The sequence below is a fragment of the Streptococcus parasanguinis CC87K genome (assembly GCF_000507765.1).
In the GTDB taxonomy this organism is placed as follows: Bacteria; Bacillota; Bacilli; order Lactobacillales; family Streptococcaceae; genus Streptococcus; species Streptococcus parasanguinis_J.
Genome location: NZ_KI669401.1, coordinates 44,000 through 60,447 on the forward strand (window position 1 = coordinate 44,000; position 16,448 = coordinate 60,447).

A 16,448-nucleotide genomic window follows, 5' to 3' on the forward strand; every position below is an offset into this window, starting at 1 on the left:
ATGAAAAAAATAATGTTTACTGGTGGGGGAACCGTGGGACATGTGACCCTTAATCTCCTCTTGATTCCAAAATTTATCGAAGATGGATGGGAAGTCCATTATATTGGGGACAAAAAAGGAATCGAATACCAAGAGATCAAAAAGTCTGGATTAGAGGTACGATTCCATTCGATTGCAACAGGGAAATTGCGTCGCTATTTCTCTTTCCAAAATATGATGGATGTTTTCAAGGTAGCATGGGGAACGCTTCAATCCATAGCAATCCTACTTCGTGTGCGTCCACAAGTTCTCTTCTCAAAAGGTGGATTTGTATCGGTGCCACCGGTGATCGCAGCCCGTCTCACTCGTGTACCAGTCTATATCCATGAGTCTGATCTTTCTATGGGATTGGCCAATAAAATTGCTTATAAATTTGCTACCAAGATGTACACGACCTTCGAGCAAGCTCATGGTTTGACAAAGAGTGCACATATCGGTGCGGTGACCAAGGTCACAGATCCTATTTCTCCAACTTCAGAAGTTTTAGAAGAAAAAACAAAAGGATTCAGAAAAGAGTTGCCGACCCTTTTATTTGTCGGAGGATCAGCAGGTGCGCGTGTCTTTAATGAATTTGTGACAGAGCATCAAGCAGAGCTCTTGCAACAATACAATATCATCAATTTAACGGGCGATTCAACATTGAATCAGGCTGAGGGTGGCTTGTATCGAGTAGATTATGTAACCGATCAGTATTTGCCCATGCTCCAGAAGGCCGATTTAGTGGTGACTAGAGGTGGGGCCAATACCTTGTTTGAACTCTTGGCCATGAATAAACTCCACCTGATTGTACCGCTAGGAAAAGAAGCCAGCCGTGGCGATCAGATTGAAAATGCCCAGTATTTTGTGGATAAAGGTTATGCAGAGCAATTGCAGGAAGATCAATTGACGCTCGAAAACTTTAATGAAACCATTCAAGAAATGTTGAAGCAAAGCCAAGTCTACCACCAAGCAATGGAAAAATCGACTGAACTCCTTTCACTAGCCGATTTTTATGGCCTGCTTCAAAAAGATATCAGTAAGGGAAAAGATGACGGACGACAATAAAAAAACACCAACGGATGACAAAATTACAGAATTGTCAGCCTGGCAAAAAAGAAATAAAGAATATTTAGAAAAAAAAGCCTTAGAAAAAACGGAAGAGTCTAAAGCTGTGGAAACTGAAAGAGAAGAAGCAAAAGAAAACGAAGATCTTTCAGAAAAAGAAATAGCTTCTGTCTCAGAGGAAGAAACAGACGAAATAAAAGAGTCTGAAGAGGAAAATGAATCTGAAGTCGAAGAGGATCCAGAAACGGATGGGGAAGGTTCAGATGGAGAAAAATACGATCCAGCTATAGAGGAGCTAGATCGTTTAGAGAAGCAAGTGAAAAAGCCTTCATTTTTTGAACGCTTGAAGACGAAAAAATCGAAGAAGGAACCGGCAGTGGCAAAACGTCATATCTATCGTGCCCTTCCTGTTTTAGGGATTAGCTCGTTGGTTGCACTTCTTTCTATTTATTTCTTAAGTCCTTTATCTACACAAAAAGTGATTGAATTTTCTGGAAACAAATTGGTTGACCAGCAACAATTGTATAAAAAAAGCCAGATCAAAGAAGAAGATTATACTCTGACGACCTTTATTCATAAGTCGATTTATGAACAGAATATGAAAGCAGCTAGCCCGTGGATCAAAGAAATACATATGAATTATCACTTTCCAGTGACCTTTAAGGTCAATGTGACAGAACATAAAGTGGTTGCTTATTATGTTACGGGAGAAGATCACTACCCAGTATTAGAAAACGGTGAGGTCGTTGAAATAGTCACTCCAACGTCTGAATTACCGTCTTCTTATATTAGTTTGAAGTTTTCAGATCGGGAATTGATTAGACAATTTGTAAAAGAAATGTCGTCCATTTCCTCTTCAATCACCAATGGTATTGTTTCTGTTGATTTGACACCTAGTAAGGTAACGAAGGATCTGGTAACTATTACCATGAAAAATGAAAATAAAATCTTGGTTCCTATTTCGCAAATTAACCGAAAACTTTCTTACTACAAGGCTATCAGTAAACAATTGGATGATGCTTCAACTATTGATATGGAAGCAGGGATTTTCAGCTATAGCGAACAATCGATCGCGGATGCGAAAGAGCAGGCTGAAAAAGAGAAGGCCGAAAAGGAGAAAGCTGAAGCTTCCGAAAACCAAGGAGAACATTCTGAGGAATCAACGCAAGAGTCAAATACAGAGGAACGGAATCCTTCAGGAAATGACTAAAGCCCATAAATTATCTCAAATAATTAAAGAAAAAATGTCCATTATATGCTTCTTTGTGATATAATGAAGTTTGGATAGTTCTAACCAAAAGGGCTATAAATAGATGTAAAGTGAAAAAAAATAAAGAGAGAGGACTGGTGTAATGGCTAGAGACGGCTTTTTTACAGGTTTAGATATCGGTACTAGTTCAATAAAAGTATTGGTGGCAGAACATGTCAACGGAGAAATGAATGTAATTGGAGTCAGCAATGCAAAAAGTGCTGGCGTCAAAGATGGAATTATAGTAGATATCGAAGCTGCTTCAACTGCAATTAAAAATGCAATCAGCCAAGCTGAAGAAAAAGCAGGGATTTCAATCAATCTAGTCAATGTTGGGTTGCCTGCAAACTTACTACAAATCGAAGCAACTCAAGGAATGATTCCAGTCACAAGTGATTCGAAAGAAATCACAGATGCAGATGTTGAAAATGTTGTCAAATCTGCACTCACAAAAAGTATGACACCGGATCGTGAGGTAATCACCTTCATTCCTGAAGAATTCACAGTAGATGGTTTCCAAGGAATTCGCGATCCACGTGGAATGATGGGAATCCGACTTGAAATGCGTGGACTTCTTTATACAGGGCCACGTACCATTTTGCACAATTTGCGTAAAACAGTTGAACGTGCAGGCTTACAAGTTGAAAACATCATTATTTCACCACTTGCTATGATCAAAACAGTCTTGAACGAAGGTGAACGTGAATTCGGAGCAACAGTGATTGATCTGGGTGGTGGCCAAACAACAGTAGCATCTGTTCGTAGCCAAGAACTTCAATTTACAAATATTTACCAAGAAGGTGGCGATTACGTTACCAAAGATATTTCTAAGGTATTGAAGACTTCTCAAAAATTGGCAGAAGGCTTGAAGTTCAACTACGGTGAAGCCTATGTTCCATCTGCTGGAAACGAAGTATTCCATGTAGAAGTCATTGGTGAAGTAGAGCCAGTTGAAGTTACAGAGAAGTACTTAGCTGAAATCATTTCGGCACGTATCAAACACATTTTTGAGCAAATCAAACAAGACCTTGAGAGAAGACATTTATTGGATCTTCCTGGAGGTATTGTGATTATCGGTGGAGGTGCGATCCTTCCTGGTGTTGAAGAATTGGCTCAAGAAGTCTTTGGTGTAAATGTAAAATTATTTGTTCCAAATCAAATTGGAATTCGCAATCCAGCCTTTGCCCACGTGATTAGTTTGTCTGAATATGCAGGCAATTTGACAGATGTGGACATTCTTGCTCAGGCTGCTGTGCATGGAGACCAACGTCTTCGCCAGCAACCAATTCAATTTGATCGACCAGCTCAACCTCAAGCACAACCGCAACCTGCTATTCCAGCACAACCGGTAGTACCAGCTTACAGTGCTGAAAAGATCGAATCTCCAGTAGCTGCACCAGAAATTCCTGCAGCGAATAGTGATAGCAATCAAGAACAAAAAGCTACATTCACAGACCGAATGAAAAATTTAATCGGTAATATGTTTGATTAAGGAGTGTAAGTATTTATGACATTTTCATTTGACACAGCAGCGGCACAAGGTGCAGTAATTAAAGTAATCGGTGTCGGTGGCGGTGGCGGTAACGCCATCAATCGTATGATTGACGAAGGCGTTGCCGGTGTAGAATTCATCGCAGCTAATACAGATGTTCAAGCACTTTCAAGTGCAAAAGCTGAAACAGTTATCCAATTGGGTCCAAAATTGACTCGTGGATTGGGTGCTGGAGGTCAACCTGAAGTTGGTCGTAAGGCGGCTGAAGAAAGCGAAGAAGTGTTAACAGAGGCTTTGCAAGGTGCAGACATGGTCTTCATTACTGCAGGGATGGGTGGAGGATCTGGTACAGGTGCTGCACCAGTCATCGCTCGTATTGCCAAAGCTGTAGGTGCTTTGACAGTAGCGGTTGTCACTCGTCCATTCGGGTTTGAAGGTTCAAAACGTGGCAACTTCGCTATTGAAGGGATTAATGAACTTCGCGAACATGTTGACACATTGTTGATTATTTCTAATAACAACTTACTTGAAATTGTGGACAAGAAGACACCGCTTCTTGAAGCTTTGAGTGAAGCAGACAACGTTCTTCGTCAAGGTGTTCAAGGGATCACTGACTTGATCACAAGTCCTGGATTGATTAACCTTGACTTTGCAGACGTGAAGACCGTTATGGAAAACAAAGGGAATGCCCTCATGGGTATTGGTGTTGGTAGCGGTGAAGAACGCGTTATCGAAGCGGCTCGTAAAGCCATTTACTCTCCACTTCTTGAAACTACAATTGATGGTGCAGAAGACGTGATCGTCAACGTAACAGGTGGTTTGGATATGACATTGATCGAAGCTGAAGAAGCTTCAGAAATTGTAAACCAAGCTGCAGGTCACGGAGTGAACATCTGGTTGGGTACATCTATCGATGAAACCCTTAAAGATGAAATCCGCGTGACGGTTGTTGCAACTGGTGTCCGTCAAGACAAGGTAGAACGCGTCAGCGGAATTGCTTCCTCACAACGTCCTTATAAAACAGGACCACGGGAACAACGCCCACAAACTGCACCATTTGACCGTGAATTTGATTTGAAACAAGATGTTGAATTGCCAACAACTCCAAGTCGTCCAGCGGTAGAACCAAACCGTGGCTCAGCTTTTGGTGATTGGGATATCCGTCGTGAGAATATCGTTCGCCAAACTGAACCAACATCAACTCATCAAGTTGATCGTTACGTAGATTCATCTTCAGATGATGATGAATTGGAAACACCACCATTCTTCCGGAATCGTTAATCATGAATCTGGTAGAGAATGCTGATCTTGTTCGGCAACAAGTAGAAACTGCAAGAAACAAAGCTAACCGTCAAGATCAAGTCAATGTGATAGCTGTCACCAAGTATGTGGATGTTGCCACAACAGAAGCACTGGTGAAAACAGGGATTCAGCATATCGGTGAAAATCGTGTCGATAAATTCCTAGAAAAGTATCAAGCTCTAAAAGAGTATGAGCTTACTTGGCACTTGATTGGGAGTCTCCAACGGAGGAAAGTAAAAGATGTAATCAATTTCGTCGATTACTTTCATGCCTTGGATTCGGTGAAGCTGGCTCAAGAAATTCAAAAACGAGCAGAACACCCGATCAAGTGTTTCCTCCAAGTGAACATTTCTGGTGAAGAAAGTAAGCATGGATTTGCACCCGATGAACTGGATGATGTTTTAGCGGAAATTGCACAGCTGGACAAAATTGAAATTGTTGGTTTAATGACGATGGCTCCTTTTGAGGCTAGTCAAGAAGAGTTGCAGGATATTTTTTCAAAAACTCACCAACTTCAGAAACAACTAGAAAAGAAACAATTAAAAAATATGCCTTTTTCAGAACTAAGTATGGGTATGAGTCGTGACTTTGAAGTAGCCATTGCGAACGGAGCGACTTATGTAAGAATTGGGACATCATTTTTTAAATAGGAAAGAACTATGTCATTAAAAGATAAATTTAACAACTTTATTGACTACTTCACAGAAGACGGTGAAGAAGTAGAAGTTCGCGAGGCAAAAGCAGCTGGGGCGGAAACACAACCAGTTCCACAGCCACAGCCGACTCCTCAAGTGACTTCTCCACGTCCACAGATTAGTCAAAGAGAACCAGTAAAACCAAAACCGACTCCTGTCGCACCTGTTACGACTCCAGTGTCTACAGCGGCAGTGAAGGAACCTGTTTCAACAACGAAAAATACATCTGAAAATATTACTCGCTTGCATGAACGTCAACGTGAATTGGCTGCTAATCGTGCGAATACAGATGAAAAGATTACCATTGATGTACGCTATCCCCGCAAATACGAGGAAGCGACTGAAATTGTTGATCTATTACTATCTAATGAGAGTATCTTGATTGACTTCCAATATATGACAGAAGTACAAGCACGTCGTTGTCTAGATTATTTGGATGGGGCTCGTTATGTTTTAGCAGGAAATCTTCGTCGTGTTGCAAGTACGATGTACTTGTTGACTCCAATTAATGTAGTCGTTAACATTGAAGATATCCGCCTTCCAAATGATGTGGAAGTGACAGAATTTGACTATGATATGAAACGTAATCGTTAAGATGATTATCTTTCAATACCTATCAAATATCATTCAAATCTATTCCATCATACTTGTGATCTATGCCTTACTATTTTGGTTCCCTGGGGCACCTCAGAGTACTCTTGGACAAATGGTTCACCGCCTAGTTGAACCATTTTTGAGCCTTTTTAGAAAGTTACCCTTGCAGTTTGGAGGCTTTGATTTTACAGTTCTTGTAGCGCTACTGGTTTTGAATGTATTAAACCAGTTGTTGGGGCAACTATTTCTACAATTGATTGGTTAGTATACGATGGGACAGAAAGAGATTTACCAACATTTCAATCGTGAAGATCACGAATTTATTGATCGTTGTATTGAATTGTCTGAAAGAGTGATGGAACGCTATTCTGTTGAGGTGACGGGTTTTTTAAACCCTCATCAGGTCACTATTTTACGAAATGTTGCGGCAAGCTATCAGTTACAGGTATTTGCTTCTAGTGATGAGCAGAATATGGAGTATGCTAAGGTCATTGTGGCTCCGGATTATTATCAATTGGATCCAAATGACTTTGATCTGGCCTTATTGGAAATGGTCTATGCTTCAAAATTTCATCACTTGAGTCATTCTCAGGTACTGGGGACCATTGTTCACCAATTAGGAGTGGAGCGCAAGTCCTTTGGAGATATTCTGACGAGTGATGGAAAGATCCAAGTGTTTGTTGAACAGCGTTTTGTTCACTATTTTATGGATCACATCCAGAAAATTTCTCGGGTACCTGTTAGGCTTAGGGAAGTTCCTCTATCAGAACAAATGATCGTAGAGGAAGAAAGCCAGCAACGAGATATTCTCGTGTCGAGTTTTCGGCTAGACAAGGTGATTGCTGGGACCTTCAAGCTTTCGCGTTCACAGGCTAGTCAGTTGATTAGTTCTGGTTTGGTGAAAGTTAACTATGCGACAACTTCCAATATTAGCTATGCTGTAGGTCTGAATGATTTAGTCAGTGTCCGACGCTTTGGGCGTCTTAAAATTGTTTCTGAAAATGGTATTTCAAAGAGTGGAAAATACAAATTAACTGTTGAAGTACTCTTAAGTAAAAAATGAGGAGGAGTTATGGCTCTTACTGCTTTAGAAATTAAAGATAAAACTTTTGGCGTTAAATTTAGAGGGTATGATGCGAATGAAGTAGAAGAATTCCTTGATATCGTTGTGCGTGATTATGAGGATCTTGTTCGTTTGAATCATGATCAAGAAACAAAAATTCATGCCCTTGAAGAACGCTTAAACTATTTTGATGAAATGAAAGATTCATTGAGTCAGTCAGTTTTGATTGCACAAGATACTGCTGAACGTGTGAAACAAGCTGCTAATGAGCGCTCAGAAAACATTGTTCGTCAAGCAGAGCAAGATGCACAACATTTAGTTGATGAGGCTAAACAAAAAGCAAATGAAATTCTTCGTCACGCAACGGATAATGCCAAGAAAGTTGCAGTTGAAACGGAAGAATTGAAAAACAAGACACGTGTCTTCCATCAACGTTTGAAATCAACGATCGAAAGCCAATTGAGTATTATCGATACACCTGAATGGGATGAAATTCTTCGTCCAACTGCTATGTATATTCAAACAAGTGATGAAGCTTTCCGTGAAATTGTTGAAAAAGCTTTGGGTGAATCAGTGCACCATCATCCAGAAAATGAGAATATCGATTTGACTCGTCAATTCTCACCAGCTGAAATCGAAGAATTGCAAAAGCGCATCGAAGCAGCTAATTTAGAATTGGGTGCAACGCAAGCGTTTGAAGGTTTGAATGAAAAAGTTCAATCCGCTTTAGAAGAAGCAGAGCACGCTCGTCATGAAAATGAGGCGGTTGTTGAGGAGCCGGTTCAACCAGAAGACGAAACGAATCGTGAATCTGTCAATATTTTATAATTTTGTAAAAACAGGTCCATTAATGATAGGTCTAGCGAGCAGATGATGGTGGAAGGTCTGCACTCCCTCTTAATGGATGATCCTTTTACAGTATTCGTTCTGAACCCTTGAGTAAGAACGGACGTTTCCCTCGTTACGGGATGAGAGGAGAAGGTCGCTTGCGACTTCTCGAACAAAGGTGGTACCACGAGCAATCGTCCTTTTTAGGATGCTCGTGTTTTTTTATAGCTTTTAAATCAATAAGGAGACACAATGAAACTCAAAGAAACATTGAATCTTGGAAAAACAGCTTTTCCAATGCGGGCTGGGCTTCCAACGAAAGAACCTGTTTGGCAAAAAGAATGGGAAGATGCAAAATTGTATCAACGCCGTCAAGAGTTGAATGAAGGGAAACCGCATTTTACACTTCATGATGGCCCTCCGTATGCCAACGGAAATATTCACGTGGGACATGCCATGAACAAGATCTCAAAAGATATCATTGTTCGTTCCAAATCTATGTCAGGATTTTACGCCCCTTATATTCCAGGTTGGGATACCCATGGTTTGCCAATTGAGCAAGTCTTGGCTAAACAAGGTGTGAAACGCAAAGAAATGGACTTGGTTGAGTATTTGAAACTCTGCCGTGAATACGCTCTTTCTCAAGTAGATAAACAACGCGAAGACTTCAAACGCTTGGGTGTTTCAGGTGATTGGGATCATCCTTATGTGACCTTAACGCCTGACTATGAAGCGGCGCAAATCCGCGTCTTTGGCGAAATGGCCAATAAAGGTTATATCTACCGTGGGGCTAAGCCAGTTTACTGGTCTTGGTCTTCTGAATCAGCTCTTGCTGAAGCAGAGATTGAATACCATGATTTGGTATCAACGTCTCTTTACTATGCTAACAAAGTTAAAGATGGTAAGGGTGTCCTAGATACAGATACCTACATCGTTGTCTGGACAACAACTCCATTTACTGTTACAGCTTCTCGTGGATTGACGGTAGGTGCAGAGTTTGATTATGTCGTAGTGAAGCCTGCTGGATCTGACCGCAAGTACGTCGTAGCCTCTGAACTCTTGCCAAGCCTTTCTGAAAAATTTGGTTGGGAAAATGCTGAAGTTCTTGCGACTTACCAAGGGAAAGAATTGAACCATATCGTTACAGAACACCCATGGGATCCTGAAGTTGATGAATTGGTGATCCTTGGTGAGCATGTAACCCTTGATTCAGGTACTGGTATCGTCCATACCGCTCCTGGTTTTGGTGAGGATGACTACAATGTAGGGATTGCCAATGGCCTCGAAGTTGCTGTTACTGTTAACGAACGTGGAATCATGATGGAGAATGCTGGACCTGACTTTGCAGGTCAGTTCTATGACAAGGTTGTTCCAACTGTCATCGAAAAACTTGGTGATTTGCTCCTTGCTCAAGAAGAAATCTCTCACTCCTACCCATTTGACTGGCGGACGAAAAAACCAATCATCTGGCGTGCAGTTCCACAATGGTTCGCTTCTGTATCAAAATTCCGTCAAGATATCTTGGACGAAATTGAAAAAGTGAAATTCCACTCAGAATGGGGGAAAGTGCGTCTTTACAACATGATTCGTGACCGTGGTGACTGGGTGATCTCTCGTCAACGTGCCTGGGGTGTGCCTCTTCCAATCTTCTATGCAGAAGATGGAACACCAATCATGACGGCTGAAACCATCGAACATGTAGCGCAACTCTTTGAAGAACATGGTTCGATCATCTGGTGGCAGCGTGAAGCGAAAGACCTCTTGCCAGAAGGATTTACGCATCCGGGTTCACCAAATGGCGAATTTACAAAAGAAACAGATATCATGGACGTCTGGTTTGACTCAGGTTCATCATGGAATGGGGTTGTGGTTAACCGTCCTGAGTTGACTTATCCAGCGGATCTCTACCTAGAAGGTTCAGACCAATACCGTGGTTGGTTCAACTCATCTCTTATCACTTCTGTGGCGAACCATGGTGTCGCACCATACAAACAAATCTTGTCTCAAGGTTTCGCTTTGGATGGGAAAGGTGAGAAGATGTCTAAATCTCTTGGAAATACCATTGCTCCAAGTGATGTTGAAAAGCAATTTGGTGCCGAAATCTTGCGTCTCTGGGTAACCAGTGTAGATTCAAGCAATGACGTGCGTATCTCAATGGATATCTTGAGCCAAGTGTCTGAGACTTACCGTAAGATCCGGAATACTCTTCGTTTCTTGATTGCCAATACTTCAGACTTTAACCCAGCTGAGGATGCAGTTGCTTATGATGAGCTTCGTTCAGTGGACAAGTACATGACGATTCGCTTTAACCAGCTTGTTAAGACCATCCGTGACGCTTATGAAAACTTTGAGTTCTTGACGATCTACAAGGCGCTAGTGAACTTTATCAACGTTGATTTGTCAGCCTTCTACCTTGATTTTGCCAAGGATGTTGTTTACATCGAAGGAGCTAAATCCCTCGAACGCCGTCAAATGCAAACAGTCTTCTATGATATTTTGGTGAAAATCACTAAGCTTTTGACACCAATCCTTCCTCACACTGCTGAAGAAATCTGGTCATATCTTGAGTTTGAGGCAGAAGACTTCGTTCAATTATCAGAATTACCAGAAGCTCAGACTTTTGCCAACCAAGAAGAAATCTTAGATACATGGTCAGCCTTCATGGACTTCCGTGGACAAGCTCAAAAAGCCTTGGAAGAAGCGCGGAATGAGAAAGTGATTGGTAAATCACTTGAAGCTCATTTGACTGTTTATCCAAATGAAGTTGTGAAAACACTTCTTGGAGCTGTTGATAGCAATGTTGCTCAACTCTTGATTGTTTCCGAGTTGACCATCGAAGAAGGACCAGCTCCAGAAGGTGCAGTGACCTTTGAAGATGTAGCCTTCACAGTTGAACGTGCCGCTGGTGAAGTTTGTGACCGTTGCCGTCGCATCGATCCAACAACGGCTGAACGCCACTACCACGCAACCATCTGTGATCACTGTGTAAGCATCGTCGAAGAGAACTTTGCGGACGCAGTCGCAGAAGGATTTGAAGCTAAATAAAAGCCATTAAGAGAGTAGGACAGAAATCGGTAATTCGTTTGAATTCGATTTCGTCGTCCCACCTCCGCGGGCTGTAAAAGCTGATGAAATCAGCGTAGTAGAGCCCACTCAACCACTGCGTCTTGCTCGACAATCCAAAAATAATTGAGAGGCTAGGACTTTTGTCCCAGCCTCTTTTTAATGGCTAGAATGGTGTATAGATTCATGTATCAAGGAAATAAAAAAAGTAAGGCAAATTGGCCTTACTTTGTAATTGGAAAGGAAATTTCAATTAGTTTATCGGAGTAGAGGGTTTTAATAGCGGATTGGTCAATAATTTGAAGATCAATCTTACGTTTTAAAAAGAACTCACGAATTTTTTCTACTTCAGTTTCACGAATAGCTCGGTGTTTGTTGCTGATCAACAATTCATAGTGTGTTGGGGCTTGTGTAAAAACAACGTCTGTATTGCCCGCGGAATAAACCTCAACAAGCAAGGCGTCAGTGCTAGCAAGTTGGCTTTTGACCAGTGCAGCATGACTATTTGTGGTATTAATGAGCTTCATATGAGTTCCTCCTAACCTCTATCTTCATTTATTATAGCACTTTTTTATTTTTTGTGAAAGAATTCCTTTATCTTTTGTGGGTATTTTTCCACTGTTCAATGCCCCATTTATGACTGCCACGTTTGAGTTTTTCAATAGCTTCTTCTACAGGAAACCAAGCAAGATTGTTAAAATCTTCCAGTGGTTTTTGAGCTTCTGTATAGCCTAGCACTTCATAAATATAGGCGGGATTGTAGTAGTAGGTGTCGCGATGACTGGAATAGAAATACTCATCTGCTTGGCCATAGTATTGCCCTAAAATAGCAGTAAAGCCTAATTCTTCGATCAGTTCCCGTTTCAGAGCTTGCAAGTGATCTTCACCTGCCTCGATTTCCCCACCTGGTAAGAACCAGGCTCCATTAGGAGCTTGAACGAGGATGATCTGATCCTTGTCCTTATTGGGAATAACAGCGTAGACACCATAGCGATTGACGTAGGTCACATCTTGTTTTTTTTCACCAAAACTTGGAATGGTCATGGTTTTCTCTTTTCTTATTTTTTCATCATTATATCATATTTTTTAGCAAAAATCTGGAGGGAAAAAAGAAAGAGGCTGGGACAAAAGTCCTAGCCTCTCAATTGTTTTTGGATTGTCGAGCAAGACGCAGTGGTTGAGTGGGCTCTACTACGCTGATTTCATCAGCTTTTACAGCCCTACTCAACTGTGCGGAGGTGGGACGACGAAATCGAATTCTAACGAATTACCGATTTCTGTCCCACTCTCTGAATGTACATTTACTGATTATGCTTCTGACTTCTTTTCGGCCGTTTTGTGAACAGCTTTGATGCTAATATTCCCATTGCTGGTCATGACTGCTTTGAGTTGTTTTTCACTTGGATGTTCTAGGTAATAATCTGTAATGGCATCTTCGATATGGTCTTGGATGGTACGACGGAGTGGGCGGGCCCCCATTTTTGGATCGTATCCCAGATCGACCAATTTTTCTTTGACCTTCTCTGTCACATCCAGATGAATCTCATTTTGTGCGAGACGTTGATTGACTTCATCGAGCATGAGGGTAACGATTTGAAGAAGGTTTTCTTTTGATAGAGGTTGGAATTCAATGATGCCATCAAAACGGTTCATGAATTCAGGGCTAAAGAAGTTCCCGAGTTCTCCAAGTACGGAGTTGGTCCGACCTTCGCGAGCAGCTCCAAAACCAACATTGGCCTCAGCTTTGCCGGTTCCAGCGTTAGAGGTCATGATGATAATGGTATCTTTAAAGCTGACGGTACGGCCTTGACCATCTGTCAAACGGCCATCATCCAAGACTTGCAAGAACATGTGCATGACATCTGGATGGGCTTTTTCCACTTCATCCAACAACACGAGGGAGTATGGATTGCGACGGACTTTTTCAGTTAGTTGTCCAGCTTCATCGTAGCCAACATAGCCCGGAGGAGCTCCGACTAGTTTCGCTACGCTATGTTTTTCCATGTATTCGCTCATATCAAAGCGGATCATATTGTCTGCAGAGCCAAAGAGCTCGATCGCTAATTGTTTAGACAACTCGGTCTTTCCGACACCAGTTGGTCCGACAAAGAGGAAGCTTCCGATCGGACGGTTAGGCGATCCTAGGCCGACACGATTGCGTCGAATGGCTTTTGCAATTTTATCTACTGCATCATCTTGACCGATTACATGAGCTTTCAAATCAGAAGCCAGATTGATCAATTGAGACTGTTCTTTTTCTTTCAAATCGCCAACAGGAATATTAGTCTTTTGTTCAACGATGTGTTCAATCGTTTTTTCACTGATGACAGGGGTCTCCTGATCAGTGACATGTTGACCTTGCATTTCCTTGTATTTCGCGATTTGGTCACGGAAGTAGGCTGCTTTTTCAAAGTCTTCTTCGCGGGTTGCTTGAGCTTTGAGGTTTTCAGCTTCAATCAAGCGCTGATCAATCACTTTTGGATCCACAAAGTTCAGAGTCAGGTTCATTTTAGACCCGGCTTCATCCAACAAATCAATGGCCTTGTCTGGCAGGAAGCGATCTTGGATGTAGCGGTTTGACAGAATAGCTGCCGCTTCGATAGCCCCGTCTGTATAGTGGACGTGGTGGTAGTCTTCGTATTTTTTCTGGATGCCCTTGAGGATAGTGATGGTTTCTTTAACCGTTGGCTCATCGACCTTAACGGGTTGCATCCGACGTTCCAAGGCCGCATCTTTTTCAATGATGCGGTATTCATTGAGGGTAGTAGCACCAACTAATTGGAGTTCTCCGCGCGCCAAGGCTGGTTTGAGGATATTTCCAGCGTCCATATTGCCTTCGCCAGCAGATCCTGCGCCAACAATTTCATGGATTTCGTCGATGAACAGAATCACATCTTCACGTTGACGAATTTCATCCATTAATTTTTGCATGCGTTCTTCGAATTGACCACGAATACCTGTGCCTTGAACGAGGCTGACGACGTCTAGGCGGATGACTTCTTTTCCTTGTAATTTATGAGGAACGTCGCCATCGACGATTTTTTGAGCCAGGCCTTCCACAACAGCTGTTTTTCCGACCCCAGGCTCTCCAATCAGAACCGGATTGTTCTTGGTTCGACGGTTAAGAATTTCGATGACACGGATAATTTCTTCATCACGGCCGATGACAGGGTCAATATCCCCTTTGCGGGCAATTTCTGTGACATTGATACCGAACTCTTCTAACAGTCCTTTAGGCTTTTGAGAACGGGCTTGACGTGGGTCTTGACTGCCACTACGGTTATTGTTTTGGCCGTAGCCACCACCTCCATAACTGCCTCCGGATTGAGTTGGAGGGGTTTGAGGCTCTTGCGGACTTTGGAAGTTTCCAAGGTTATTGAAGAAATCTTCGAAGGGATCTCCAGTCAGTTGGCTCCGTTGGGTCATGCCTTTCAAGAAGCTGTTATTTGGGTCTGTTTTCATAATTTTATAGCAATTTTGACAGAGGTCTACTTGCTGCTGACGTCCATTTACATTTGTATATAAATGGATGGTTGATTCATTTATTTTACAATTTTGACAAAGCATATACATACCTCACAGTAGGTTTTTGATGGTTTTCCATCAAGAGACGAGCCTATTTTAAAAAAGGTCAAAAATAGTCAAAGATTTATAGTTTCATTATATCAGTATTCTAGAAGTTTGCAAGAATTTGCTACGGAATGTCACTAAGGAGTGAAGAAGAGAGTAAATCAATGGAAAAATGTGAATTTTTATTGGAAGAGCTTTCTCTTTTATGATAAAATAGGAGAGTAGAAAGTAAAGAGGAGAAAAAAAATGGAATCACATTTAGTACGGATTATCAACCGTTTGGAGACGATGACAAAAGACGGTGGAAATTTGAAACGTAATTTTGAACGTGACGGTGTTGTTGTCGCTGAAGTAGCCTACAACCACAATGAAGAAGAAGGTTCAACCTTTACACTTCGTGATGTTGAAGCGCGTGAAACCTATACATTTGATAGCATTGATTTAATTGCAATGGAAATTTATGAATTGCTTTACTAAGCAGCTGTGTGGATGAGTTTGGGGTGGTCTCAAGCTCATTTTTTGTCCATCTGGCTATAGTTTTCGTCTATAGGAAATTCTAATTAGGAACAGTTAGGTTTGAGAGTTGAAATCTGCTATAATAGAGAGGACTATTTTCATTACTTGACTAGAAAGAGAATTGATATGACGACACTCATTGATGGGAAGGCGCTCGCTACAAAATTACAGGGTGAGATTGCGAAGAAAACAGCACGATTAAAAGAAGAGACAGGAGTTGTGCCTGGCCTCGTTGTCATCGTGGTAGGAGATAATCCAGCTAGCAAAATCTATGTAAGAAATAAAGAGCGTTCTGCTATTGCGGCAGGCTTTCGGAGTGAAGTGAGACGACTTCCTGAAAGCATCAGCCAAGCTGAATTATTAGAAGTGATCGAACACTACAATCAAGATCCCCTTTGGCATGGGATTTTGGTACAGTTGCCACTGCCTAAGCATATCGATGCGGATGCAGTCCTTTTAGCGATTGATCCGACAAAAGATGTGGATGGTTTTCATCCATTGAATATGGGACGCTTATGGGCTGGAAATCCTCTCATGGTGCCTTCAACTCCCGCTGGGATCATGGAGATGTTCAAAGAGTATGGGATTGATCTAGAAGGGAAGCGAGCAGTCGTGATTGGTCGTTCCAATATCGTTGGAAAACCCATGGCGCAGTTGCTCCTCGCCAAAAATGCGACGGTAACCTTGACCCATTCCCGGACCCATCATCTGCCTAAAATTGCTAGAAGAGCAGATATCTTGGTTGTTGCGATCGGTCGTGCCAAATTTGTAACAGCAGACTTCGTGAAAGAAGGCGCCGTTGTTATTGACGTCGGAATGAATCGCGATGAGAATGGCAAATTGTGTGGGGATGTCGATTTTGAATCCGTTGCACCTTTGGCCAGTCATATTACTCCGGTACCAGGAGGGGTTGGGCCTATGACCGTCACCATGCTGATGGAGCAGACCTACGAAGCAGCTGTTCGTGCCTTAAAAAAATGAAAGTGTGAACAA

The 16,448-nt window shown here is 41.9% G+C and carries 15 protein-coding genes; 12 read left to right on the forward strand and 3 right to left on the reverse strand.

Annotation, left to right across the window (positions count from 1 at the left end):
* From HMPREF1195_RS00255 to ileS, 10 genes are all read left to right on the forward strand, one after another.
* Window positions 1-1,083, forward strand: a complete 1,083-nt coding sequence (locus HMPREF1195_RS00255) for a UDP-N-acetylglucosamine--N-acetylmuramyl-(pentapeptide) pyrophosphoryl-undecaprenol N-acetylglucosamine transferase (RefSeq protein WP_023917450.1) — start codon at window positions 1-3, stop codon at window positions 1,081-1,083.
* The gene (locus tag HMPREF1195_RS00260; protein WP_023917452.1) at window positions 1,067-2,293 is read left to right on the forward strand and encodes a cell division protein FtsQ/DivIB; all 1,227 of its coding nucleotides are present in this window, start codon (window positions 1,067-1,069) and stop codon (window positions 2,291-2,293) included. Before HMPREF1195_RS00255 ends, HMPREF1195_RS00260 begins: the two co-directional genes overlap by 17 nt.
* Window positions 2,294-2,435: 142 nt before the next feature.
* Window positions 2,436-3,824 carry a cell division protein FtsA gene (gene ftsA / locus HMPREF1195_RS00265; RefSeq protein ID WP_023917454.1) on the forward strand — a complete coding sequence of 463 codons (1,389 nt, stop codon included), beginning with the start codon at window positions 2,436-2,438 and terminating at the stop codon, window positions 3,822-3,824.
* 15 nt (window positions 3,825-3,839) lie between these two features.
* Window positions 3,840-5,105, forward strand: a complete 1,266-nt coding sequence (gene ftsZ, locus HMPREF1195_RS00270; RefSeq protein ID WP_003017936.1) for a cell division protein FtsZ — start codon at window positions 3,840-3,842, stop codon at window positions 5,103-5,105.
* A gap of 2 nt (window positions 5,106-5,107) precedes the next feature.
* Complete coding sequence (locus HMPREF1195_RS00275; protein ID WP_003017950.1) at window positions 5,108-5,776, forward strand: YggS family pyridoxal phosphate-dependent enzyme; 669 nt, start codon at window positions 5,108-5,110, stop codon at window positions 5,774-5,776.
* A 9-nt stretch (window positions 5,777-5,785) separates the two neighbouring features.
* Window positions 5,786-6,415: a cell division protein SepF gene (locus HMPREF1195_RS00280; RefSeq protein ID WP_003005962.1), complete on the forward strand. Its 630-nt coding sequence runs from the start codon at window positions 5,786-5,788 to the stop codon at window positions 6,413-6,415.
* A 1-nt stretch (window position 6,416) separates the two neighbouring features.
* Window positions 6,417-6,680, forward strand: a complete 264-nt coding sequence (locus HMPREF1195_RS00285) for a YggT family protein (RefSeq protein WP_023917456.1) — start codon at window positions 6,417-6,419, stop codon at window positions 6,678-6,680.
* A 6-nt stretch (window positions 6,681-6,686) separates the two neighbouring features.
* The gene (locus tag HMPREF1195_RS00290; protein ID WP_003017919.1) at window positions 6,687-7,478 is read left to right on the forward strand and encodes a YlmH family RNA-binding protein; all 792 of its coding nucleotides are present in this window, start codon (window positions 6,687-6,689) and stop codon (window positions 7,476-7,478) included.
* A gap of 9 nt (window positions 7,479-7,487) precedes the next feature.
* Window positions 7,488-8,306: a DivIVA domain-containing protein gene (locus HMPREF1195_RS00295; RefSeq protein WP_014712981.1), complete on the forward strand. Its 819-nt coding sequence runs from the start codon at window positions 7,488-7,490 to the stop codon at window positions 8,304-8,306.
* 252 nt (window positions 8,307-8,558) lie between these two features.
* Window positions 8,559-11,351 (forward strand): isoleucine--tRNA ligase, encoded by a 2,793-nt coding sequence (gene ileS / locus HMPREF1195_RS00300; RefSeq protein ID WP_023917459.1) that lies wholly within the window; start codon window positions 8,559-8,561, stop codon window positions 11,349-11,351.
* 242 nt (window positions 11,352-11,593) lie between these two features.
* Here ileS and HMPREF1195_RS00305 read toward each other — a convergent pair whose 3' ends face one another.
* From HMPREF1195_RS00305 to HMPREF1195_RS00315, 3 genes are all read right to left on the reverse strand, one after another.
* The gene (locus HMPREF1195_RS00305) at window positions 11,594-11,896 is read right to left on the reverse strand and encodes a DUF1827 family protein (RefSeq protein ID WP_003012157.1); all 303 of its coding nucleotides are present in this window, start codon (window positions 11,894-11,896) and stop codon (window positions 11,594-11,596) included.
* Between the two features lie 67 nt (window positions 11,897-11,963).
* A complete protein-coding gene (locus tag HMPREF1195_RS00310) occupies window positions 11,964-12,413 on the reverse strand; it encodes an NUDIX hydrolase (RefSeq protein WP_023917461.1) in 450 nt (149 codons plus the stop codon).
* Between the two features lie 264 nt (window positions 12,414-12,677).
* Window positions 12,678-14,936, reverse strand: a complete 2,259-nt coding sequence (locus HMPREF1195_RS00315) for an ATP-dependent Clp protease ATP-binding subunit (protein ID WP_023917463.1) — start codon at window positions 14,934-14,936, stop codon at window positions 12,678-12,680.
* Between the two features lie 249 nt (window positions 14,937-15,185).
* On the opposite strand from HMPREF1195_RS00315, the gene HMPREF1195_RS00320 reads away from it, so the two are divergent.
* Together HMPREF1195_RS00320 and HMPREF1195_RS00325 are read left to right on the forward strand one after the other, a co-directional pair.
* On the forward strand, window positions 15,186-15,416 hold the full coding sequence (locus HMPREF1195_RS00320; RefSeq protein WP_003005989.1) for a DUF1797 family protein: 231 nt from the start codon (window positions 15,186-15,188) through the stop codon (window positions 15,414-15,416).
* Window positions 15,417-15,581: 165 nt separating this feature from the next.
* Window positions 15,582-16,436 carry a bifunctional methylenetetrahydrofolate dehydrogenase/methenyltetrahydrofolate cyclohydrolase gene (locus tag HMPREF1195_RS00325; protein ID WP_037599252.1) on the forward strand — a complete coding sequence of 285 codons (855 nt, stop codon included), beginning with the start codon at window positions 15,582-15,584 and terminating at the stop codon, window positions 16,434-16,436.
* The last annotated feature ends 12 nt before the right edge of the window (window positions 16,437-16,448 follow it).